General features: G+C 59.0%; 24 protein-coding genes and 1 other RNA gene. 22 read left to right on the top strand and 3 right to left on the bottom strand.

From position 1 onward, the window contains the following. Positions 1 to 15: 15 nt before the first annotated feature. Positions 16 to 1,998, bottom strand: coding sequence for a transketolase (tkt, locus tag HQN82_RS17100; protein ID WP_004445766.1), 1,983 nt, complete (start codon positions 1,996 to 1,998; stop codon positions 16 to 18). A 324-nt stretch (positions 1,999 to 2,322) separates the two neighbouring features. On the opposite strand from tkt, the gene HQN82_RS17095 reads away from it, so the two are divergent. From HQN82_RS17095 to HQN82_RS17065, 7 genes are all read left to right on the top strand, one after another. Beyond that, positions 2,323 to 2,595 carry a DUF4164 domain-containing protein gene (locus tag HQN82_RS17095; RefSeq protein ID WP_004445765.1) on the top strand — a complete coding sequence of 91 codons (273 nt, stop codon included), beginning with the start codon at positions 2,323 to 2,325 and terminating at the stop codon, positions 2,593 to 2,595. Positions 2,596 to 2,605: 10 nt separating this feature from the next. Continuing rightward, the gene (locus HQN82_RS17090) at positions 2,606 to 2,983 is read left to right on the top strand and encodes a cell division protein ZapA (RefSeq protein WP_004445763.1); all 378 of its coding nucleotides are present in this window, start codon (positions 2,606 to 2,608) and stop codon (positions 2,981 to 2,983) included. 76 nt (positions 2,984 to 3,059) lie between these two features. Further along, positions 3,060 to 3,218, top strand: a non-coding RNA gene (ssrS, locus tag HQN82_RS17085) — 6S RNA. 229 nt (positions 3,219 to 3,447) lie between these two features. Further along, positions 3,448 to 4,710 carry a hemolysin family protein gene (locus HQN82_RS17080; RefSeq protein ID WP_004445761.1) on the top strand — a complete coding sequence of 421 codons (1,263 nt, stop codon included), beginning with the start codon at positions 3,448 to 3,450 and terminating at the stop codon, positions 4,708 to 4,710. Further along, positions 4,710 to 5,327 (top strand): 5-formyltetrahydrofolate cyclo-ligase, encoded by a 618-nt coding sequence (locus tag HQN82_RS17075; protein ID WP_173615331.1) that lies wholly within the window; start codon positions 4,710 to 4,712, stop codon positions 5,325 to 5,327. The genes HQN82_RS17080 and HQN82_RS17075 overlap by 1 nt, the downstream gene beginning before the upstream one ends. A gap of 72 nt (positions 5,328 to 5,399) precedes the next feature. Further along, positions 5,400 to 6,224 (top strand): TIGR00282 family metallophosphoesterase, encoded by an 825-nt coding sequence (locus HQN82_RS17070; RefSeq protein WP_004445757.1) that lies wholly within the window; start codon positions 5,400 to 5,402, stop codon positions 6,222 to 6,224. Positions 6,225 to 6,336: 112 nt separating this feature from the next. After that, positions 6,337 to 7,179 (top strand): MBL fold metallo-hydrolase, encoded by an 843-nt coding sequence (locus HQN82_RS17065; RefSeq protein ID WP_173615330.1) that lies wholly within the window; start codon positions 6,337 to 6,339, stop codon positions 7,177 to 7,179. 37 nt (positions 7,180 to 7,216) lie between these two features. On the opposite strand, the gene HQN82_RS17060 is transcribed toward HQN82_RS17065, so the two are convergent. Next, positions 7,217 to 7,720, bottom strand: coding sequence for a pyridoxamine 5'-phosphate oxidase family protein (locus HQN82_RS17060; protein ID WP_173615329.1), 504 nt, complete (start codon positions 7,718 to 7,720; stop codon positions 7,217 to 7,219). Between the two features lie 198 nt (positions 7,721 to 7,918). Between HQN82_RS17060 and HQN82_RS17055 the strand changes: the two genes are divergently transcribed. After that, positions 7,919 to 8,665 (top strand): YebC/PmpR family DNA-binding transcriptional regulator, encoded by a 747-nt coding sequence (locus HQN82_RS17055; RefSeq protein ID WP_004445751.1) that lies wholly within the window; start codon positions 7,919 to 7,921, stop codon positions 8,663 to 8,665. Between the two features lie 56 nt (positions 8,666 to 8,721). Here HQN82_RS17055 and HQN82_RS17050 read toward each other — a convergent pair whose 3' ends face one another. After that, complete coding sequence (locus HQN82_RS17050) at positions 8,722 to 9,723, bottom strand: LLM class flavin-dependent oxidoreductase (protein WP_004445749.1); 1,002 nt, start codon at positions 9,721 to 9,723, stop codon at positions 8,722 to 8,724. A gap of 224 nt (positions 9,724 to 9,947) precedes the next feature. Between HQN82_RS17050 and ruvC the strand changes: the two genes are divergently transcribed. From ruvC to ybgF, 14 genes are all read left to right on the top strand, one after another. Beyond that, positions 9,948 to 10,460, top strand: coding sequence for a crossover junction endodeoxyribonuclease RuvC (ruvC, locus tag HQN82_RS17045; protein WP_004445748.1), 513 nt, complete (start codon positions 9,948 to 9,950; stop codon positions 10,458 to 10,460). Between the two features lie 29 nt (positions 10,461 to 10,489). Beyond that, the gene (gene ruvA / locus HQN82_RS17040) at positions 10,490 to 11,107 is read left to right on the top strand and encodes a Holliday junction branch migration protein RuvA (RefSeq protein ID WP_004445745.1); all 618 of its coding nucleotides are present in this window, start codon (positions 10,490 to 10,492) and stop codon (positions 11,105 to 11,107) included. 122 nt (positions 11,108 to 11,229) lie between these two features. Beyond that, the gene (gene ruvB / locus HQN82_RS17035) at positions 11,230 to 12,270 is read left to right on the top strand and encodes a Holliday junction branch migration DNA helicase RuvB (protein WP_004445743.1); all 1,041 of its coding nucleotides are present in this window, start codon (positions 11,230 to 11,232) and stop codon (positions 12,268 to 12,270) included. A gap of 53 nt (positions 12,271 to 12,323) precedes the next feature. After that, positions 12,324 to 12,542 (top strand): hypervirulence associated TUDOR domain-containing protein, encoded by a 219-nt coding sequence (locus HQN82_RS17030; protein ID WP_004445742.1) that lies wholly within the window; start codon positions 12,324 to 12,326, stop codon positions 12,540 to 12,542. A 33-nt stretch (positions 12,543 to 12,575) separates the two neighbouring features. Further along, on the top strand, positions 12,576 to 13,157 hold the full coding sequence (locus tag HQN82_RS17025) for a DinB family protein (protein ID WP_173615328.1): 582 nt from the start codon (positions 12,576 to 12,578) through the stop codon (positions 13,155 to 13,157). Continuing rightward, positions 13,154 to 13,678 carry an NUDIX hydrolase gene (locus tag HQN82_RS17020; protein ID WP_173615327.1) on the top strand — a complete coding sequence of 175 codons (525 nt, stop codon included), beginning with the start codon at positions 13,154 to 13,156 and terminating at the stop codon, positions 13,676 to 13,678. Before HQN82_RS17025 ends, HQN82_RS17020 begins: the two co-directional genes overlap by 4 nt. Next, the gene (locus HQN82_RS17015) at positions 13,675 to 14,211 is read left to right on the top strand and encodes an NUDIX hydrolase (RefSeq protein ID WP_173615326.1); all 537 of its coding nucleotides are present in this window, start codon (positions 13,675 to 13,677) and stop codon (positions 14,209 to 14,211) included. The genes HQN82_RS17020 and HQN82_RS17015 overlap by 4 nt, the downstream gene beginning before the upstream one ends. Further along, complete coding sequence (gene ybgC / locus HQN82_RS17010) at positions 14,208 to 14,648, top strand: tol-pal system-associated acyl-CoA thioesterase (protein ID WP_004445735.1); 441 nt, start codon at positions 14,208 to 14,210, stop codon at positions 14,646 to 14,648. The genes HQN82_RS17015 and ybgC overlap by 4 nt, the downstream gene beginning before the upstream one ends. 261 nt (positions 14,649 to 14,909) lie before the next feature. After that, positions 14,910 to 15,629, top strand: a complete 720-nt coding sequence (tolQ, locus tag HQN82_RS17005) for a protein TolQ (RefSeq protein WP_003523238.1) — start codon at positions 14,910 to 14,912, stop codon at positions 15,627 to 15,629. 57 nt (positions 15,630 to 15,686) lie between these two features. Continuing rightward, entirely contained in the window at positions 15,687 to 16,148 is a 462-nt protein-coding gene (gene tolR, locus HQN82_RS17000; RefSeq protein WP_004445732.1) for a protein TolR, read from the top strand. A gap of 9 nt (positions 16,149 to 16,157) precedes the next feature. Further along, positions 16,158 to 17,327 carry a hypothetical protein gene (locus HQN82_RS16995; RefSeq protein ID WP_173615325.1) on the top strand — a complete coding sequence of 390 codons (1,170 nt, stop codon included), beginning with the start codon at positions 16,158 to 16,160 and terminating at the stop codon, positions 17,325 to 17,327. 20 nt (positions 17,328 to 17,347) lie between these two features. Next, entirely contained in the window at positions 17,348 to 18,655 is a 1,308-nt protein-coding gene (tolB, locus tag HQN82_RS16990) for a Tol-Pal system beta propeller repeat protein TolB (RefSeq protein WP_004445729.1), read from the top strand. 209 nt (positions 18,656 to 18,864) lie between these two features. After that, a complete protein-coding gene (gene pal / locus HQN82_RS16985) occupies positions 18,865 to 19,398 on the top strand; it encodes a peptidoglycan-associated lipoprotein Pal (protein ID WP_004445728.1) in 534 nt (177 codons plus the stop codon). 159 nt (positions 19,399 to 19,557) lie between these two features. Beyond that, positions 19,558 to 20,565, top strand: a complete 1,008-nt coding sequence (ybgF, locus tag HQN82_RS16980; protein WP_173615324.1) for a tol-pal system protein YbgF — start codon at positions 19,558 to 19,560, stop codon at positions 20,563 to 20,565. The last annotated feature ends 27 nt before the right edge of the window (positions 20,566 to 20,592 follow it).

Genomic DNA, 20,592 nt, shown 5'->3' with positions numbered 1-20,592 from the left:
GGGCTTGGGAAGCCCTTACGCAAGTTTTGCCTCGACTGCGGCGACGACAGCTTCTGCCGTGATACCGAAGTGCTTGAAGAGATCCTTCGCCGGGGCGGACGCTCCAAAGGAGTGCATGCCGACGAAAGCGCCATCGTTACCGATGAAATAATCCCAGCCCTGGCGGATGGCGGCTTCCACCGCGATCTTGACCGGAGCCTTGCCGATGATGGCGTTGCGATAGGTTTCCGGCTGTTCCTTGAAGAGTTCGAAGCAGGGAACGGAAACGACGCGGGCGGATACGCCCTTGTCCTTCAGCGTTGCGGCCGCTTTCAGAGCCACTTCGACTTCCGAACCGGAAGCGAAGATCGAAACCTTGGCGTCGCTGGCGGAGACGAGTTCGTAGGCGCCATAAGCAGACAGGTTCTTCTCTTCATATTCCTTGCGCGAAGGAGCGAGATTCTGGCGGGTGAGGGCCAGGGCAGACGGACGATGCTTCTGTTCCAGCGCCAGCTGCCAGCATTCCGCCGTCTCCGTCTCATCCGCCGGGCGGAAGACGAGCAGGTTCGGAATGGCGCGAAGGGCAGCGATCTGCTCCACCGGCTGGTGGGTCGGGCCGTCTTCACCAACGCCGATGGAATCATGCGTCAGAACGTGGACGACACGGATGCCCATGAGCGCGGCAAGACGGATCGACGGACGGCAGTAGTCCGAGAAGATCAGGAAGCCGCCGGCATAGGGAATGAGACCGCCATGCAGTGCGATGCCGTTCATGGCAGCAGCCATGCCGTGCTCGCGGATGCCGTAGTGCAGGTAACGGCCGGAGAAGTCCGTCGGGGTGATGGACTTCATCTGGCTGGTCTTGGTGTTGTTGGACGGCGTCAGGTCGGCAGAACCGCCGATCATTTCCGGCAGCACGCCGTTGATGACTTCGAGCGAGTCTTCCGAGGCCTTGCGGGTCGCAACGGTCGGGTTGTTCTCGATGATCTTCTTCTTGAAAGCATCGATCGAGCTATCGAAATTGCCCGTCAGGTCGCCGGCGAAGCGGCGCTTGAACTCGGCTTTCTTGCCGGCCTCAGCGGCTTCGAGGCGGGCTTCCCAGTCCTGACGCGTCTTGGTGGAGCGCAGACCGGCAAGACGCCATGCATCCAGCACGTCTTCCGGAATGACGAAAGCTTCGGCTTCCCAGTTCAGGCTCTTGCGGGCCGCAGCGATTTCTTCTGCGCCGAGCGGGTTGCCGTGAACCTTATGGGTGCCCTGCTTGTTGGGCGCGCCGAAACCGATGACGGTCTTGCAGGCGATGAAGGTCGGGCGGTCCGATTTCTGCGCGGCTTCGATGGCAGCGGCGATCGCATCCGGATCATGGCCGTCAACACGGATGGTGTTCCAGTGAACCGCCTGGAAACGGGCAATCTGATCGGTGCTGTCGGAGAGGCCAACTTCGCCGTCGATGGTGATGTTGTTGTCATCCCAGAATAGAACGAGCTTGTTAAGCTTCAAATGGCCGGCAAGCGCGATGGCTTCGTGGCTGATGCCTTCCATGAGGCAGCCGTCGCCGCACAGTACATAGGTGAAGTGGCTCTGCAGGTCGGAGCCGAACTCCTCTTCCAGCTTGCGTTCGGCGATTGCCATGCCCACGGCGTTGGCGATGCCCTGGCCGAGCGGACCGGTGGTCGTTTCGATGCCGGTGGCGTGGCCATATTCAGGATGGCCGGCGGTCTTGGAACCGAATTGACGGAAACGCTTGATCTCGTCGATCGTCATGTCCTCGTAACCCGTCAGATAGAGCAGCGAGTAAAGAAGCATCGAACCATGACCTGCCGACAGCACGAAACGGTCGCGATCCGGCCAGAGCGGCGCCTTGGGATCGAATTTCAGATAACGGGTGAAGAGAACGGTGGCGACATCAGCGGCGCCCATCGGCAGACCGGGATGGCCTGAATTGGCCTTCTCCACTGCATCCATGGCAAGAAAGCGGATCGCATTTGCCATCCGGTTGTGTTTGTCGCGAGAAATCATGGCTTTTCCGTCTGTTTCCGGGTGAAAGGAGATAGTTTTACGCAACTATCCAAAAAGCGGGTTGATCCATAGCAGGTGAGGCAGGCAAGTCAATAAATCGACGGCCAATTGCGGTTCTGCGGTCGATAAAAATCGTTTCGCAAAGCGGGGGCTGAAACGGATTTCGTGTCCCGCCCGGCCCGGTTTCTTCGTTCATCCACAGAGCAAAACGCCACAATGCACTGGTTTGATTGACGGGATGGTAAATCGGGTAATAACCTCGTGAGCGTTTAAATGGCCTGAAACCGGACGATTCGGCCGGTGGCGTGCGAGTTGGAAAAAACGATGTCGGCTGAGAAGACCTTACAATCTGCGCTGACGGAGCTGAATGCTGCCATCACAAATCTCGAAAATGCCATCGATATGCGTATCGAGCGGCAGAGAGAGACCGGCGAGATCGATAACGAGGTGAAGCGCGTCCATGTCGACCGCGCCAGACTGGCGCAGGAACTGGACCAGGCCGAGTTTCGCGCTAACCGTCTTGAAGAAGTCAATCGCGAGGTTTCGCGCCGGCTGGTGACGGCCATGGAGACGATCCGCGCGGTGCTGGATCGATAGGAGCGGTATCATGGCGCAAGTTACTGTTATGATCGATGGAAAGGCCTATCGCATGGCGTGCGAGGCAGGCCAGGAAGACCACCTGACCGACCTCGCCACCCGTTTCGACCGGTATGTCGGGCATCTCAAGAGCCAGTTCGGAGAAATCGGCGACCTGAGGCTAACGGTGATGGCCGGTATCATGGTGATGGACGAGCTTTCCGAGCTCAACCGCAAGATCGAGAAGCTAGAAGGTGAGGTCGCATCCCTCTCCCGCAATCGCGACGGCATGGCCGAGCACAAGGCGAAGTCGGATGAGATGGTGGCGCTTGCCATCGGCGATCTGGCCGACCGGCTGAACGGCATTACGGAAAAATTGCTGGACCGCCCAAAACCGGCGGCACACTGATCATCCGGAATTGCGAAGCGATAAAATTTCGCTCTGCGCCTCTGGCGGTTTTTCCCGATCCGTCCTATATCTTGAATGCGTTCTGCGCTTCTCGACAGGAACCACAATCCCTGGGGCCATACTCGATCCAAAGGGAGCTGTCCCTGGCCAGTCCCGTGGGGCTGGACACACGGTGCCCACCTACTTTTGTAGGCACCCAGGATCGTAAATCTCCATCGGTCGCCGTGGAACGCGCTTGAAGTTTCGGGTCAATTCCGATGCTTCCCTGTACCCTCGATATAGTCGACAGTCATTTTTCATAACTGCCGGGCACGGCTTTTTTATATTCCTGTCATTGCAATGGCGGAACAATTCCCTATTATCCGGATTGGTATGTCTGTCATGCCCTTTAAAAAGGGGCGCTGCGGCCAAAACCGCGACGTGCCGTTCAACAGCCCAAAGAGCTAAACTTGTTTACTGAAATTATGATCGTGGTCCTGCTCACCGTATTGAACGGTGTGCTTGCCATGTCCGAGCTTGCCGTTGTCTCCTCCAGACCGGCGAGGCTAAAGGTGCTTGCCACGCAAGGCAGCAAGGGCGCCACACAGGCGCTCAGCCTTTCCGAAAACCCCGGACGCTTTCTTTCTACAGTGCAGATCGGCATCACGCTGGTCGGCGTCCTCTCGGGCGCATTTTCCGGCGCCACGCTCGGTGCCCGCTTTACGGCGTGGCTTCTGGAGCAGGGTGTTCCTGACCGTGCGGCCGATGCAATTGGCGTCGGCTCGGTCGTCGTCGCCATTACCTATTTGTCACTGATCGTCGGCGAACTGGTGCCAAAGCAGATTGCGTTGCGCGATCCTGAAAAGATTGCCGCGCGTGTTGCGCCTACCATGATGCTTCTGTCCAAGGTCGGCGCGCCGCTGGTGTGGCTGCTCGACCGATCGGGTAAGGCCATTCTGGCGCTTCTCGGCCATAGTGGCGAGTCCAACGCGTCGGTCACCGACGATGAAATTCGCACCGTCCTGGCCGAAGCCCATAGCGCCGGCGTGATCGAGACCGAGGAATCGGCGATGATCACCAGCGTCATGCGCCTTGCTGACCGCAACGCGCGCGGCCTGATGACGCCGCGTCGCGACGTGGAAGTGGTCGATATCGAAGACAGCGCCGAGGAAATCCGCGAGCAGCTTCGCGGGACGCAGCGTTCGCGTCTGCCGGTGCGCAACGGCGCGTCCGACGAAATTCTAGGCGTGCTTTTCGCCAAGGACGCCTTCGATGCGCTGGCCTCCGGCAAGGAGCTCAACATTCGTGAGCTTCTGCGCGAGGTGCCCGTCGTGTCCGACCTGACGAGCGCCGTCGACGTTATCCAGTCGCTGCGCCGCTCCACCGTGCACATGGTCCTTGTTTATGACGAGTACGGCCATTTCGAAGGTATCATCAGCTCCGGCGACGTGTTGGAGGCCATTACCGGTGCCTTTCAGGAAGATGACGACGAAGAGCCGGCCATGGTCGAGCGCGAGGACGGTTCGTTCCTCGTTGCCGGCTGGATGCCTGCCGATGAGTTCGCTTATCGCATGGGCTTCCAGATCAATGAGGACGCCGAGTTCGAGACCGTCGCCGGACTTGTCCTGGACGAGTTCCGTCGCCTGCCGGAACTGGGTGAACATGTAACCCGCAACGGCTGGCGTTTCGAGGTCATCGACCTTGATGGTCACCGCATCGACAAGGTTCTCGTGAGCCGGGCCGCCTGATGCCCGGTGACGTTGCCGAAAAAGCAAGGTTGCGCGGCGAACGGCTCGCCGCGCGCGATGCGCTGACACTGGCGGAACGGCACGAGAAGAGCCAGTTCATTACCGCCCACGGTGTCGCGGATATTCCCCTTGTGCCGGGGACCGTCATCTCCGGCTTCATGCCGATCCGCTCGGAGGCGGATACCCGTCCTCTGATGGAAGCGTTGCGGGCAAGGGGTGGACGTATCGTCCTGCCCGTTGTGCTGGATCGTGAAACCATTGTCTTCCGGGCTTTCGAGAGGGACACGCCGCTGGTGAAGACCGGCTTCGGCACGACCGGTCCGGGTGAGGATGCGGAGCTTCTCGATCCCGATATAATGCTCGTACCTCTGTCCGTCTTCGACGGACACGGGCAACGGGTTGGTTATGGCGCAGGCCATTATGACCGCGCCATCGCGCGGTTGCACGCCAAGGGCAAACAGCCCGTTCTCATCGGTGTCGCCTTTGACTGCCAGGAAGTGGCAGACATCCCCGCGGAGCCGCACGATGTCTCGCTTCACGCCATTCTGACGGAAAGCGGTCTGCGCTGGTTTTCCGCCCCGTTGTCGATCTCCGATAGTGGGCAAAAGGCGCTTTAGCACTTTTTAAAAGATGGATTACCCGTTAGAGGGGACGAAATATCGAAACATGCGCAAGATCGGGGCGGGTGAATGAGGCTTCTTTTTCTCGGAGACATGGTTGGCAAGACCGGACGCACGGCTGTCTGGGAGCGATTGCCGGGGCTGATTTCCGATCTGAAGCTGGATTTCGTCATCGTCAACGGTGAGAATGCTGCTGGTGGTTTCGGTATCACCGAGGATATCTATCTCGAGACCATCAATGCCGGTGCCGATGTTGTCACCACCGGCAATCACGTCTGGGATCAGAAAGAGGCGGTTTCCTTCTGCGAGCGCCATGACCAGTTCCTGCGGCCCGCCAATTACCCCGAGGGTACGCCGGGCAAGGGCTCGGGCATTTTTTATGCCCGCAACGGCGCACGCATATTGGTCGCCAATATCATGGGACGGGTCTTCATGCATCCGGAGTTGGACGACCCCTTCAAGTCGGCGGAAAGCATTCTTGCGGCCTGCCCGCTGAAGGAACAGGCGGATGCCATCATCTTCGATTTTCACGCCGAGGCGACCAGCGAGAAACAGTGCTTCGGACATTTCGTGGATGGCCGTGCAAGCTTCGTCGTCGGCACCCACACCCATGTTCCGACAGCTGACGCACAGATATTGAACGGCGGAACCGCCTACATGTCGGATGCCGGCATGTGCGGCGACTATGACAGTTCCCTCGGAATGGACAAGGAAGAGCCGATTAACCGCTTTATCTCCAAGATGCCGAAGGGCCGCTTTGAGGCAGCGAGCGGGCCTGCCACGATCTGCGGTGTCGGGGTGGAGATTTCCGACCGGACTGGGCTTGCGGAAAAAATTGCGCCACTGCGCATTGGGCCGCGACTTTCGGAAACGCTGCCTTCCTTCTGGGTTTGATCCCGCCGAAGCGTTCACAATGACGAGAGTGCCAGCCTTCAGTTGCTGATGTAACTGGACGCTCGGCAAAACCTGTCCCATCCTCTCAGCTTCGCAAGTTCAGGGGAGTGGCATGATGCTGCGCGTGCTAATGCTTGCAATAACAGGACTGATCGCCTGTTCGGGAGCGGCCCTCTCCCAGTCGGCGAGCCGTCCTCCCGTCAGCCAGTGCCAGGCGATCGCCAGCGCCATTCCGGGCGTGATGTTCGCGCGCTTCGATGCGCGCAGTGTTCAGCTGGCTCAGGCCACGGCGAAGGAAGAGGTGAAAATCAGCTTCATTGGCCACTCCACCTATCTGATCGAAAGTCCCGGCGGGGTAACGATTGCCACGGATTATAACGGCGTCTATCGCCCTCCGGTCATGCCAACGGTGGTGACCATGAACCGGGCGCATTCAACACATTTCACCCTCAATCCGGACCCGGCCATTCAACATGTGCTGCATGGCTGGAGCGATACGCCGGGAGAAAAAGCCGAGCACAATGTGCTCGTGGGCGACGTTTACATCCGCAATGTCTCAACCGACATCCGCAACCGCTGGGGAGATTATGAGTCTTTTCAGGAAAACGGCAATTCCATCTTCATCTTCGAGGTTGCCGGGCTGTGTATCGGCCATCTCGGCCATCTGCATCATGAGTTGACGGACACGCATTACGCCGAGATCGGCCGCCTGGATGTGTTGATGGTGCCTGTCGATGGTGGTTTGACCATGGGGGCCGACAGCATGAGCAGGGTGGTCAAGCGCCTGCGCTCTGCGCTGATCCTGCCGATGCATCGCACCGGCCCGCCGCTGGAGCAGTTTCTGACCATGTTTGGCGAAAATTTCGCTATTGCCTATGCGAGCGATCCGGTCATCCGGGTGTCGATGAGAAACCTTTCCCGCCAGCCCCAGATACTGGTGCCGAAAGGCATGTAAATGGCGACGGGCGGGGAAAGGCTCGGGGAGCGGGTTCTCAGGCGAAAGTGAGGTGCTGGCGAACGCCGACGTCGGGCGTCTTGTCATCCGACATGTTTGCCTTGGCGATTTCCCAGCCGAATTTCAGCGTACTGTCCGTTGAAGCCCAGATATCGGCATCATCGATATGCAACGCCAGCATGGTCAGTTGCGGATCGCTCTTGCCGTGCTCGTACCAGGCGGCGGTGACTGAATTCCAGTATTCGTCGATCTTTGATTTGTCATCGCGCGCTTCGAGGACGCCCGAAAGGCAGGCGTGATAATCATGATCCTTGCCCACGAGGCAAAAATGCGCGCGGGATCCGGATTTGAGCGATTTTACCAGATCCGTGTCTTTTTTGGAAAAAAACCAGATCGTGTTGGTCTTGGGGTCAGCGTGGGGCGCCATAGGCTGCATGTGACTGTGCAGGCCCTCAAGGCCGAGCATGCCGGCATGGACGGAATTGATCTCGTCCCAGAGCTGGCGGGCCGGGGCTTCTCTTGCTTCAGTCAGGCTGACCATATGTCTTCTCCTTCCGGTTTGGGGCTGCGGCGGAGTGGAAAAGATGGCCTTCTCCGTCGCGTTCATGATCAGAACGAAGAGCGGATAAATCAGTTCCTTCTGTTGTTGCGGCAAGAGAAAGCGCCTGTGGGCTTGAACGATGAGCCTATCGCACTTATAAGGCCCGCAATCTCCAAATTACGATAAATCAGGTTTTCCATGGCTGGTCATTCACAGTTCAAGAACATCATGCACCGCAAGGGCAAGCAGGACTCCGTGCGGTCCAAAATGTTTTCCAAGCTTGCGCGCGAAATCACCGTTGCGGCCAAGACGGGCATGCCCGACCCGAACATGAACCCGCGCCTGCGTCTGGCCATCCAGAACGCCAAGGCCCAGTCCATGCCGAAAGACAATATCGAGCGTGCCATCAAGAAGGCTGCGGGTGCCGAAGGCGAGAACTATGATGAGGTCCGCTACGAAGGCTACGGCCCTGGCGGCGTCGCCGTCATCGTCGAGGCGCTTACCGACAACCGTAACCGCACTGCCTCCAATGTACGATCCATCTTTACCAAGGCTGGTGGTGCGCTGGGTGAAACCGGATCGGTCTCCTTCTCCTTCGACCGTGTCGGCGAGATTTCCTACAAGGCGGAAGTCGGCGATGCAGACAAGGTGATGGAAGCGGCCATCGAGGCCGGTGCGGACGATGTTGAATCTTCCGAAGACGGCCACATCATCATCTGCGGTTTCGAAGCGATGAACGAGGTGTCCAAGGCGCTGGAAGGCGTGCTGGGCGAAGCCGAAAGCGTCAAGGCCATCTGGAAGCCGCAGAACACGGTACCGGTAGATGAAGAAAAGGCACAGTCGCTGATGAAACTCATCGACAACCTCGAAGACGATGACGACGTGCAGAACGTCTATTCGAACTTCGAAGTGTCGGAAGAAATTCTCGCCAAGCTTTCCGCCTGATATTTTCACGTTCTTAAAAAAAAGCCCCGGCAGCGATCCGCTCCGGGGCTTTTTGTTTAGGCGGCCTTTTTGATGGATGTCCGCACGTCGGCGAAAATCTCGACCGATCGCAGCCGCTTTTCGATGTCGTGGATCGGCATCGAGACAATCAATTCATCCGCCTGTGTTTCAGCCAGAAAACCGTCGAGATGACGCTGGATCGTTTCAGGCGCGCCAACGGCGGCAAAACGCAACGTGTGCTCCACGGAGAAGCGCTCCATCTCGTTCCAGTAGCCTTCCATGCTGTGCACGGGCTTCGGGAACTGCGTCCGCACATTGCGCCGCAGATTGACGAATTGCTGCTGTGACGAGGTAAAGAGATGCTGCGCCTCCTCGTCGGTATCGGCGCCGACACCCATCACGCCCACCATCACATAGGGCTTGTCCAGCACCTCGGAGGGCTGGAAGCGCTCGCGATAGATATGGATCGCTTCCATCAGCATGTCAGGGGCAAAATGGGATGCGAAGGAATAGGGCAGGCCAAGGGCTGCGGCCAGATGGGCACTATAGGTGCTGGAACCGAGCAGCCAGAGAGGCACGTTCGAATTCATGCCGGGTACGGCGAGGATCGCCTGATCCTGCTGGGGCGGGCCGAGATATCTTTGCAATTCGACGATGTCGTGCGGGAAATTCTCCGCACCGGCGTCGAGATTACGGCGCAGCGCCCGTGCGGTGCGCATATCCGTTCCGGGCGCGCGGCCCAGGCCAAGATCGACCCGGCCGGGCAGAAGTGCTGCAAGCGTCCCGAACTGTTCGGCAATGACGAGCGGGGAGTGGTTGGGAAGCATGATACCGCCGGAGCCGACGCGGATATGTTTCGTAGCCGCACCCACATGGGCGATAACGAGCGACGTCGCGGCGCTTGCGATGCCCGGCATGCCGTGATGTTCGGCCAGCCATATGCGGTTATAACCTTGTTCTTCAGCCTTGATTGCCATCCGGCGGGAGTTTTCGAGCGCCGCGCTGACGCTCTCGCCCTCGCCGATGGGCGAAAGATCGAGAAGGGAAAAGGGGATCATCCGACGCTCCTGCGTAATCTGGGTCTTTGCAGCGGATGTAAGGCGCGTCTCCGGATTTACCAGACAAGTCGCGCAGAATTGAAGGATGGATCAAAAAAATTGGTCTCTGCCAAAGGTCGACACTGACCACGACTTTGGCCCCTATTTAACGTCTGCACCCGGGAATGTTGTCGTTTTGTTCACTTATCGCTGGCAGTCTCGCGGCCGGAAAGATAAGGTACCTCATGCAAAAGACGATTCGGATCATCGGCATCGACCCCGGACTGCGGCGCACCGGCTGGGGCGTGATCGACACATTGGGAAACAGCCTGCGTTTCGTCGCTTCCGGCACGGTGACTTCAGATGGCGACATGGATCTCGCCTCCCGGCTTTGCCAGCTTCATGACGGCCTGGCGGAAATCGTGCACAGCCATCAGCCCGATGAGGCGGCTGTGGAGCAGACTTTCGTCAACAAGGACGCGGTGGCCACGCTGAAACTCGGACAGGCGCGCGGCATTGCCATGCTTGTTCCGGCGCGTGCCGGTTTGCCGGTGTTTGAATATGCGCCGAACGCGGTGAAAAAAGCTGTCATCGGCGTGGGGCATGGTGAAAAGCAGCAAATTCACATGATGCTGAAAATCCTGATGCCGAAGGCCGAGTTCAAGGGTAACGATGCGGCGGACGCCCTCGCGATCGCAATCTGCCACGCCCATAATCGCGGCGGTGACAGGATGCGTCGGCTGCTGGCGGCCGGTTAATTTTAAGTCTCATTGCAGCGGGCGCGATCATGATCGGAAAACTGAAGGGCAGCATCGAGGAAATCGGCACGGATTACGTGTTGGTGGATGTGCATGGCGTCTGTTACGTCGCCTATTGTTCGGCGCGCACGCTGTCAAAAATTGGCTCCGTCGGAGAGGCCGTGATCCTCTTCATCGAAACCTATGTACGAGAGGACCAGCTCAAGCTTTTCGGCTTTCTTTCGGCGCTGGAGCGGGAATGGTTCAACCTTTTGCAGAGCGTGCAGGGTGTCGGATCGAAAGTCGCTCTTGCGGTGCTTTCCACCCTGTCGCCCACCGAGCTTGCGAATGCCATAGCGCTGCAGGACAAGGCGTCGATATCGCGTGCGCCGGGGGTTGGGCCCAAAGTGGCCGTGCGCCTCGTGACCGAATTGCGCAACAAGGCCCCGGCTTTCGCGGGCGAGGCGTCCGGGGCTATCGGACTGAAGCAGGAACTCGGGGAGGGTGTAGCCTCTGCGCCGGTGGCGGACGCCGTATCTGCACTCACCAATCTCGGCTATTCGCGTGACCAGGCCGCCAATGCGGTCGCCGCGGCGCTGAAAAATGGCGGTGAGGGCGCGGATAGCGCCAAGCTGATCCGGCTGGGGCTGAAGGAGCTTTCACGGTAAGGTGAGCGCGTTACACAAGCGTCCGGATGCGGTGTTGAATTTCGTGACGCGCCCTGGCGCGACAGCCATGTTATAGCGGCGATGACGACCTCATGAATTCTAGAAATAATGGAATGCCCTGAATGAGCGATGCGGACAGACTGATCACCCCGGAAAAGCGCGGTGAGGACATCGACACCACCCTGCGCCCGCAGTCGCTGGACGACTTTACCGGGCAGGCGGAGGCGCGCGCCAATCTCAAGGTCTTCATCGAGGCCGCCAAGAATCGTGGCGAGGCGTTGGATCACGTGTTGTTCGTCGGTCCGCCCGGACTCGGCAAGACCACACTGGCGCAGATCATGGCCAAGGAGCTTGGAGTGAACTTCAAGTCCACCTCAGGGCCGGTGATCGCCAAGGCGGGCGATCTCGCCGCGCTCCTGACCAATCTTGAAGAGCGCGATGTTCTCTTCATCGATGAAATTCATCGCCTTAACCCGGCCGTGGAAGAAATCCTCTATCCGGCGATGGAGGATTTCCAGCTCGATCTGATCATCGGGGAAGGCCCGGCGGCGCGTTCGGTGAAGATCGATCTTTCCAAATTCACGCTTGTCGCCGCCACCACCCGCCTCGGCCTCTTGACGACACCGCTGCGCGACCGTTTCGGCATTCCCGTGCGTTTGTCCTTTTATACGGTTGATGAACTGGAACTTATAGTCCGTCGCGGTGCGCGGTTGATGGGTCTCAACATGACGGATGAGGGTGCCCGTGAAGTGGCGAGGCGGGCGCGTGGCACGCCCCGCATTGCCGGACGGCTTCTGCGCCGGGTGCGCGACTTTGCCGAGGTGGCGCGGGCGGAAGCCGTTACCCGGGATATCGCCGACGAGGCTTTGACGCGGCTCCTGGTCGACAATATGGGTCTTGACCAGCTGGACATGCGGTATCTGACCATGATCGCCGTCAATTTTGGCGGAGGCCCGGTCGGCATCGAGACCATTGCCGCCGGACTGTCGGAGCCGCGCGACGCGATCGAGGATATCATCGAGCCCTATATGATCCAGCAGGGTTTCATCCAGCGCACGCCGCGCGGGCGTATCCTGACCGCCACGGCCTGGAAACATCTGGGCATGCAGCCGCCGAAGGATCTCGAGGCAGCACAGTTCCGGCTCACGCTTGAGGACGATTGAGGGGAACAAACCCGCCTTTGCCGGCTTTGATCGTCTTTGGCACGGAGATGGTCATGTCTGGATATCGCAAGGGTACGAAGGTCCGCTGGAACTGGGGCACGGGTACAGGTGAAGGGAAAATCCTTGAAGTCTTCACCGAAGATGTCGAAAGAACGATTTCCGGTTCCACGATAAAGCGTAAGGCCAGCAAAGACGAACCCGCTTATCTCATCGAACAGGAAGATGGCGGCAAGGTTCTGAAAAGCAGATCAGAGCTCGAACGCACCGATTGAACGACGCCGTTAGGTTTTACGGGAGGGATGCCGATGCCTTGTGATCCGCTGCGGGTTTTCCGCAAACTTGCGCGCAACAACCGGCTCGCCAATTACCGGCTGCATCAAGCCTGTCTCCAGCTTTCGCAGGAGGCATTCGTTGCCCGCCGCATCAGTTTCTTCCCGACGCTGCGTGCGACGCTCAATCATATCTACACTGTCGACCGCTTTTATATCGATGCGTTGCAGGGCGGCACACTGGGACTGGCCGCCTTTGCAGTAGAGGAACCCTTTGCCAACATGCCGGCGTTGCAAGGCGCCCAGGCAGAGCTTGACGAGGTGTTGATCGCTCTTGTCGAGGGGCTCGATGAAGATCGCCTCGCCGCTACTGTCAATATCCACCGTGGCAGGCGTGCCCAGCAGGATCGCTGCGACGACGTTCTGTCGCATCTCTTCCAGCACCAGACGCATCATCGCGGGCAGGCGCATGCGATGCTGTCCGGGACCCCGGTCAAGCCGCCGCAACTGGATGAATTCATTGTGGGAGATGATGCAAAGGCGAGAAAAGACGAGATGGATGCATTAGGGTGGACGGAAACCGATTTGATGTTTCCAGCCCACAGGCCCGCCCAATGACAGACGATACCAAGCAGGACACCCGCATCCGCATCAAGTTCAAGCCGAAGCGCATTTTCCAGATGCGGGTCGCGGGGCTGGCCTTCCGCGATGGCCACGTCCTGGTGCACCGGGCAACGCATGAAAAATTCTGGACCTTTCCAGGCGGGCGTGCCGAAATGGGTGAGCGCTCAGAAGAAACGCTGGCGCGGGAAATGGTCGAGGAGCTCGGTGTGGAAGCCAAGATCGGGCGGCTTCTCTGGGCGGTCGAGAATTTCTTCCATTACGAAGGCAAGGACTGGCACGAGCTCGGCTTTTATTACCTGATGGACCTGCCGCAAACGCTTGCCTTTCATCCCACCGACATTATTCACCGTGTTCAGGATGGCGATAACGAGCTTGAGTTTCGCTGGGTCGCGGCAACCCGGCAGGCATTGACGGAGCTCGATATTCCCCCCTATTTCATCGCCGACGAAATAGAGAACCTGCCCAGGGCCACGCGACACCTTGTCTGGCACGACGGCGATCTGGACGATAAATGACCTCTCCGCCCCAACGTCACATGATCCGGTTGGATCGCAGACCGCAGCTTTTCAGCATGCGCGTGGCAGCCCTCATTTTTCAGAGTGATCATCTTCTGGTGCAGCGTGGCGCAGGGGATGACTACTGGGCCTTGCCTGGCGGTCGGGCTGAAATCGGTGAAAGCTCCGAGCAGACCATTGTTCGGGAGATCGGTGAGGAGTTTGATCGGACGTGTTCGGTGGAGCGCCTTTTATGGTCGGCCGAAAACTTTTTCGCCTATGACGGTTATTCGGCCCATGAATTGGGATTTTATTATCTCGTTTCGCTGGGCCATCCCCTGCCATTCCATGAAAACCACATCGTCCACAGGGTGATGGATGGCATCGAGGTCGAATTCCGCTGGCTGCCTTCACGAACTTCCGCGCTGATCAGGAACGATCTGCGCCCGCGCTTCATCGCAGAGCGCATCGAGGCGTTGCCCCTGCGGCACGAGCATCTGATTGTCCGCGAGGGCCGCTCCGACGCTACTGAAAATCCCAAGGAGACATTATGAGCGAGCTTTTGGTTTCGCTGTCGGGTGAACTGATCGAACACGGTCACCGCCTGATGCAACGCGTCTATTACGAGGACACCGATTTTTCCGGCCTGGTTTATCATGCGCGGTACCTGCATTTTCTTGAGCGCGGCCGTACCGATTACCTGCGTTGCCTCGGCTGCGAACAAAGTGCGCTTCTGACCGCTGATGAAGAAGGTCTGGTCTTCGTCGTGCATCGCATGGAGATCGATTTTAAAAGCCCCGCCCGGATGGACGACGTGCTGACGGTGACCACCATCACCGAGAAGGCCGGGGGCGCAAAAATGGTGCTCAATCAGGAAATCAGGCGCGGTGAAACGCTGCTCGTCGCCGCCAAGGTCATCATAGCCGTCATCAATGCCAATGGCCGGCCAAGGCGTCTTCCCGAGACGGTGGCGGAAAAATTTCTGAAGTAATTGACGGGCCGGATCAGTAAATCCGCCGGGCGTGGCCGGGTCGTAACACTCCTTTAACCATAATGGTGTCTTACTTTAGCAACTGGCATTTGTGCAGCGCACGCCTTCCTTTCACCAAATTTATTGGCAAGTAAGGCTTACTGGCAAGTATCGGGGTATGGCTAAGGGGTTGGCGGCTGTTGCCGCAGGACTTCGAGCGTTAACACGCGTTTGAATCGCCCGGTCCCGTGCCGGGCGTTTGGATTCGGGGATTGGATATTTATGGAACAGGCAGGTTTGGCAGCGGCGACGCATGATGTAAGTCTCTGGGCGCTGTTTATGCAGGCGGGCCTCATCGTTAAGCTCGTGATGATCGGGCTTATCGCCGCCTCGGTCTGGACGTGGGCAATCGTCTTCGACAAATATGTGAGCTTCGGCAAGGCGAGGCGCCAGTTCGACCAGTTCGAACAGGTGTTCTGGTCGGGCCAGTCTCTTGAAGAGCTCTATCGCACGCTGGCGGAGCGCCAGAATGGCGGTCTGGCCGCAATTTTTGTTTCCGCCATGCGCGAATGGAAAAAATCCTTCGAGCGCGGCGCACGTTCGCCGATCGGCCTGCAGATGCGTATCGACCGCGCAATGGACGTGACCATGGCGCGGGAAAGCGAACAATATGAGGCGCGCCTCGGCTCGCTTGCCACCATCGGTTCGGCCGGCCCCTTTATCGGTCTCTTCGGCACGGTTGTCGGTATCATGACCTCGTTCCAGGCGATTGCCGGTTCGAAGTCCACCAACCTCGCGGTCGTGGCTCCCGGTATCGCGGAAGCGCTTCTTGCAACCGCGATCGGCCTTGTCGCGGCTATTCCCGCGGTTATCGCCTACAACAAGTTCACGGCTGACGCGCACAAGCTTTCCGCCCGAATGGAAGGTTTCGCCGACGAATTTTCGGCAATCCTGTCGCGACAGATCGATGAAAAACTTCAGACACGGCAGGCCGCCCAGTAAGCGGCCGACTGCAATGCCGTCGAGTGATTTGCCGCAAGGCAAAACGGAGTAGATGATATGGGTATGTCAGCAGGTGGCAGCGGCGGCGGTTCCGGCGGACGCCGGGGTGGACGCGGCGGACGGCGCAGAGGCGGCGCGATCAGCGAAATCAACGTGACGCCGCTGGTCGACGTCATGCTCGTGCTGCTCATCATCTTCATGGTGGCAGCGCCGATGATGACTGTCGGCGTGCCGATCGACCTGCCGCAGACCTCCGCCAACGCGTTGAATTCGGACACGCAACCGATCACCATTTCCGTCAATGCCAATGGCCAGATCCATTTGCAGGAAACGGAAATCCAGGCGGCTGAAGTGGCGGACAAGCTGCAGGCAATCGCCACGACCGGCTATAACGAACGCATTTTCGTGCGCGCGGATTCCGTTGCCGCCTATGGTGTCGTTGCGGATGTGATGGCGCGTATCCAGGCGGCCGGTTTCAAAAATATCGGCCTTGTGACCCAGCAGAAACAGGACAATTGACGTAAAGCGATGAAGGGCAGCCTTACCACATCCGCGATCGTGCATGCGTCGCTTCTGGCTTTCGCCCTTGTCTCCCTGGGCTCGCCGGAACCGCTCGACGTGTCTCAGGCTGAGGCACTGCCGGTGGAGCTGGTGCCCATCGAGGAACTGACCCAGATACAGCAGGGCGATAAAAATGCGCCCAAGGCGGAAAAATCCGCGCCGGTTCCGACAACCCGTCCCGATATCATCGAGAACGCGCAGAATATTGGCAATAACACCGCGGATATCGAGGCGCCGCCGACGCCGACCGCCAAGCCAAACGACAATATCGCCGCGGCCGCACCGCCAAAGCAGGAGAAGCCGCAGCCCGTCGTTGATACCAAAGCGAACGAGGTGAAGGAAATCGTCAAGGAGGAAACCTCGGCTCCCAAGCCGCAGGAAATGGCCGCCTTGCCGCAGACCAAGCCTGACGTCGCACCGCAGCCCAAGACCGAGCCGCCGCCGCAGGAAACCAAGGCGGAAGAACCGCCGCCTGCCACGCAGGAGCCGGCAGAAATACCGGTGCCGCAGAACGTTCCCCGTCCGAATTCGAGGCCCGAGCCGCCGAAGCCGGAAGAGCCGAAACAGGCCGAGACAAAGCCAGCGGAGCAGAAACCGGCCGAAAAGCCAGCTGAGAAAAAGCCGGATCAGGCAAAGTCGACGGACAAGCCTTCCGATAAGAAGCCCGGCGAGAAGAAGCAGGAGACTGCGAAGTCCGCTTCCTCGAAGGAAAGCGATTTCAACGCCGACGATATTGCCGCGCTGTTGAACAAGCAGGCGCCTTCCGGCGGCGGCGCAAAGCGCTCGACGCAGACGGCAGCCCTTGGCGGCAAGAAATCAACGGGCGGCTCGACGCTCAGCCAGACGGAAATGGATGCGCTACGCGGCGCGATCCAGAAGAACTGGCAGATCATTCCCGGCATGGCGGATGCCTCGGACGTTCGCGTCCGGGTGACCATGAAGCTCGACCGTGATGGCTCCATCATCGGTCGGCCCGAGATCGAGGCGACGGGCGGTTCCGAAGGGACGCGCCGTGCCCTTTCCGGCGGAGCTTATCGCGCCATCATGCGTTCTGCTCCGTTCACGAACCTTCCTGCCGACAAATACGATGCATGGAACGAAGTCGTCGTGAACTTCGATCCCAGTGAATTGCTATGAATGCTGAAAGGCCTGGCAACATGAAGATATTTTCGCCGATCCGGCTGGTGCTCGCTGTCGCGGCCCTCATGTCGGTTTTCTCCGCACCGGCTTTTGCACGGGTGGAAATCAATATCAACAAGGGTAATGTCGAGCCGCTGCCGATTGCCATCACCGACTTCATGTCGAGCGACGGCATCGGCGCGCAGGTCTCCGCGGTCATCGCCGCCGACCTGCAGCGGTCCGGTCTTTTTGCGCCGGTCAACAAGAACGCCTTCATCGAAAAGATCAGCAATCCGGATCAGCAGCCGCGTTTCGAAGACTGGAAGGTCATCAACGCGCAGGCGCTCGTTACCGGTCGCGTGACGCGCGAAAGCGACGGCCGCCTGCGCGCCGAATTCCGCCTGTGGGATACGTTCGCCAATCAGCAGATGACGGGCCAGCAGTTCTTCACCCAGCCTGAAAACTGGCGCCGTGTCGCTCACATCATTGCGGATGCCATCTACGAGCGCGTCACCGGTGAAAAGGGCTACTTCGATACCCGCGTCGTTTTCGTCTCCGAGAGCGGCCCGAAGACCGCCCGCAAGCGCCAGCTGTCGATCATGGACCAGGACGGTTTCAACGTCCGAAACCTCACCAACTCGAACGACATCGTCCTGACACCGCGTTTTTCGCCGAGCCGCCAGGAAGTCACCTACATGTCGTTTGAAGGTCAGCAGCCACGCGTTTATCTGCTGCAGCTGGAAACCGGACAGCGTGAAGTCGTCGGCAACTTCCCAGGCATGACGTTCTCGCCGCGCTTTTCGCCTGACGGGCAGAAGGTCATCATGAGCCTTCAGCAGGATGGCAACGCCAATATCTACACCATGGATCTGCGCTCTCGTACCACGACACGCCTGACCAACACGTCGGCGATCGATACGGCCCCTTCCTATTCGCCTGACGGTCAGCGTGTTGCCTTTGAAAGTGACCGTGGCGGCCGCCAGCAGATCTACGTCATGAATGCCGATGGTTCCGGCCAGCAGCGCATTTCCTTCGGCGATGGTTCGTATTCCACGCCGGTCTGGTCCCCGCGCGGCGATCTGATTGCCTTCACCAAGCAGTCCGGCGGCAAGTTCTCGATCGGTGTGATGAAGACGGATGGTTCGGGCGAACGCATCCTGACCAGCGGCTTCCACAATGAAGGGCCAACCTGGGCACCGAATGGCCGCGTACTGATGTTCTTCCGCCAGAACGCGGGTGCCGGCGGTCCGCAGCTCTATTCGATCGATCTGACGGGCTACAATGAACAGCTCATCAAGACACCGACCTTCGCTTCAGACCCGGCCTGGTCGCCGCTTCTGGACTGATATGACTGCCATCACGGCGCCGGCTTAAACCGGTGCCGTGATGTTTTACGCATACCACAGGGAAATGTGCCTCTTTCTTGCCGCAAAGTGTTGTGTGGGAGCAAAAAACCGGGACATTTCCTTTCTGTTAACCATAAGCGTTTGCCGGCTATTAACCGCGATCAGTTAGTGTCCGGCAACGTTATTGAAATCCTAAGGAGAGACCGGCGATGAGCCGTACACATATTTCGGCACTCAGCCCCATGCAGAAACTGGCCCGTAACCCGGCTGTCATCGCCATGACGCTCGCGCTTGCTCTCGCAGGCTGCGCGAACAAGAAGAACATGCCGAACAGCGCCGGTGAACTCGGCCTTGGTGGCGCAGGCTCTGCAACGCCGGGCTCCCAGCAGGACTTCACGGTCAATGTCGGCGACCGCATCTTCTTCGACACGGACTCCACCTCGATCCGCGCCGACGCCCAGCAGACCCTGCAGCGCCAGGCACAGTGGCTTGCCCGTTACCCGAACTACGCCATCACGGTCGAAGGCCATGCCGACGAGCGCGGCACGCGTGAATACAACCTGGCGCTCGGCGCCCGCCGTGCGGCAGCAACCCGCGACTTCCTGGCCTCCCAGGGTGTTCCGGCAAGCCGCATGAAGACGATCTCCTACGGCAAGGAACGTCCGGTCGCGGTTTGCGACGACATTTCCTGCTGGTCGCAGAACCGTCGCGCGGTCACGGTTCTCGGCGGCGCAGGCATGTAATCGCCTGACGTTTTTGTGAACGTAAATAAAGGGCGGTCTTCGGGCCGCCTTTTGTTTTTTTCATAGTTTGGCCGAAGTTAAGTTGCTTTTTCGGTCGATATGGAAAAAATTCCGGCTTGCACTATTCCGGTGCAAATCAGTTAAGGCAGGACGAATGAGATGAAGAAACTTGTCGTGGCGGGAATGCTGGGGCTTGCAGCCTGCACCGGCTTGAGCGGCACAGCCGTTTCGGGTCCGCTGTTCGGTGCGGGGGGTAGCTTCGGCACGATCAATTCTCAGCAGCAGCCCCCGGTCGTCCGGGTTCAGGCCAATGAAGCCTATCGGGTTCAGCAGCTTGAAGAACAGATCCGGCAACTCAACGGCCGTATCGAGGAAATGAGCTTCCAGCTTTTGCAGATGCAGGAAACGATCCGCAAGGCGCAGGAAGACAATGAGTTCCGCTTCCAGGAACTGGAAGGCGGAAAGGGCGGAAGTCCTGCAGCAACGCCGAAAAAGAAGGCGGAGGCAAGTCCGGTCAGTCCGGCGACGCTCCCGACCGACGACGTTGCAACGATCATCGAAACGCCACCCGAGGGTGGCGCTTCCGTTTCACCGTCTGCTCCCTCCAGTGCTCCGACAGGCGCGCCGGGTGAGACCACGCTCGGTTCGATCGAACTTGATTCCAAGGGGATGCCTATTGGCGGCACGCTCAATTCAGGCGCCAACAATTCTTCAGGCAGCCTTCCCGGCGTGACGACAGGCAACAGCACGCGCAAGACCGATCCCGTCAATACAGCGGCGCTGACCAGCGAAGGCGATATCTATCAGGCCGCTTACGGTCATGTCCTTTCCGGTGATTACAAGCTGGCGGAGCAGGGGTTCCAGCAATATCTGCAGGGTTACCCCAAGGGCACGAAAGCCGCGGATGCGAGCTTCTGGCTGGGTGAAGCGCAATATTCCCAAGGCAAGTTCAACGAAGCCGCGAAGACCTTTCTCAACGGCCACCAGGCCTATGGCAAGTCTCCGAAGGCTCCGGAAATGCTGATGAAGCTTGGCATGTCCCTTGCCGCTCTCGATAATACCGAAACGGCCTGCGCCACGCTGCGCGAGGTGCCGAAGCGTTACCCCAATGCTTCGAAGACCGTGCTGAACAAAGTCGCCAGTGAGCAGAAGCGGCTGAGCTGCTGATCCCTTTTCTCGTTGATGGTGCGGTCT

The sequence above is a fragment of the Agrobacterium pusense genome (genome assembly GCF_013285525.1).
GTDB lineage: Bacteria > Pseudomonadota > Alphaproteobacteria > Rhizobiales > Rhizobiaceae > Agrobacterium > Agrobacterium pusense.
The sequence above is the reverse complement of the archived record's forward strand: the minus strand, read 5'-3'. Positions and strand labels throughout refer to the sequence as shown.

What these genes read in the sequence shown, in the direction of transcription:
- HQN82_RS17055 (WP_004445751.1), top strand. Translation starts at nt 7,919, where the DNA reads ATGGCTGGTCATTCACAGTTCAAGAACATCATGCACCGCAAGGGCAAG.
- tolQ (WP_003523238.1), top strand. Translation starts at nt 14,910, where the DNA reads ATGGAACAGGCAGGTTTGGCAGCGGCGACGCATGATGTAAGTCTCTGG.
- HQN82_RS17030 (WP_004445742.1), top strand. Translation starts at nt 12,324, where the DNA reads ATGTCTGGATATCGCAAGGGTACGAAGGTCCGCTGGAACTGGGGCACG.
- tkt (WP_004445766.1), bottom strand. Translation starts at nt 1,998, where the DNA reads ATGATTTCTCGCGACAAACACAACCGGATGGCAAATGCGATCCGCTTT.
- HQN82_RS16995 (WP_173615325.1), top strand. Translation starts at nt 16,158, where the DNA reads ATGAAGGGCAGCCTTACCACATCCGCGATCGTGCATGCGTCGCTTCTG.
- ybgC (WP_004445735.1), top strand. Translation starts at nt 14,208, where the DNA reads ATGAGCGAGCTTTTGGTTTCGCTGTCGGGTGAACTGATCGAACACGGT.
- tolB (WP_004445729.1), top strand. Translation starts at nt 17,348, where the DNA reads ATGAAGATATTTTCGCCGATCCGGCTGGTGCTCGCTGTCGCGGCCCTC.
- ruvB (WP_004445743.1), top strand. Translation starts at nt 11,230, where the DNA reads ATGAGCGATGCGGACAGACTGATCACCCCGGAAAAGCGCGGTGAGGAC.
- pal (WP_004445728.1), top strand. Translation starts at nt 18,865, where the DNA reads ATGAGCCGTACACATATTTCGGCACTCAGCCCCATGCAGAAACTGGCC.
- HQN82_RS17075 (WP_173615331.1), top strand. Translation starts at nt 4,710, where the DNA reads ATGCCCGGTGACGTTGCCGAAAAAGCAAGGTTGCGCGGCGAACGGCTC.
- HQN82_RS17070 (WP_004445757.1), top strand. Translation starts at nt 5,400, where the DNA reads ATGAGGCTTCTTTTTCTCGGAGACATGGTTGGCAAGACCGGACGCACG.
- HQN82_RS17090 (WP_004445763.1), top strand. Translation starts at nt 2,606, where the DNA reads ATGGCGCAAGTTACTGTTATGATCGATGGAAAGGCCTATCGCATGGCG.
- ybgF (WP_173615324.1), top strand. Translation starts at nt 19,558, where the DNA reads ATGAAGAAACTTGTCGTGGCGGGAATGCTGGGGCTTGCAGCCTGCACC.
- HQN82_RS17015 (WP_173615326.1), top strand. Translation starts at nt 13,675, where the DNA reads ATGACCTCTCCGCCCCAACGTCACATGATCCGGTTGGATCGCAGACCG.
- HQN82_RS17065 (WP_173615330.1), top strand. Translation starts at nt 6,337, where the DNA reads ATGATGCTGCGCGTGCTAATGCTTGCAATAACAGGACTGATCGCCTGT.
- HQN82_RS17025 (WP_173615328.1), top strand. Translation starts at nt 12,576, where the DNA reads ATGCCTTGTGATCCGCTGCGGGTTTTCCGCAAACTTGCGCGCAACAAC.
- ruvA (WP_004445745.1), top strand. Translation starts at nt 10,490, where the DNA reads ATGATCGGAAAACTGAAGGGCAGCATCGAGGAAATCGGCACGGATTAC.
- tolR (WP_004445732.1), top strand. Translation starts at nt 15,687, where the DNA reads ATGGGTATGTCAGCAGGTGGCAGCGGCGGCGGTTCCGGCGGACGCCGG.
- HQN82_RS17050 (WP_004445749.1), bottom strand. Translation starts at nt 9,723, where the DNA reads ATGATCCCCTTTTCCCTTCTCGATCTTTCGCCCATCGGCGAGGGCGAG.
- HQN82_RS17095 (WP_004445765.1), top strand. Translation starts at nt 2,323, where the DNA reads ATGTCGGCTGAGAAGACCTTACAATCTGCGCTGACGGAGCTGAATGCT.
- HQN82_RS17060 (WP_173615329.1), bottom strand. Translation starts at nt 7,720, where the DNA reads ATGGTCAGCCTGACTGAAGCAAGAGAAGCCCCGGCCCGCCAGCTCTGG.
- HQN82_RS17080 (WP_004445761.1), top strand. Translation starts at nt 3,448, where the DNA reads ATGATCGTGGTCCTGCTCACCGTATTGAACGGTGTGCTTGCCATGTCC.
- ruvC (WP_004445748.1), top strand. Translation starts at nt 9,948, where the DNA reads ATGCAAAAGACGATTCGGATCATCGGCATCGACCCCGGACTGCGGCGC.
- HQN82_RS17020 (WP_173615327.1), top strand. Translation starts at nt 13,154, where the DNA reads ATGACAGACGATACCAAGCAGGACACCCGCATCCGCATCAAGTTCAAG.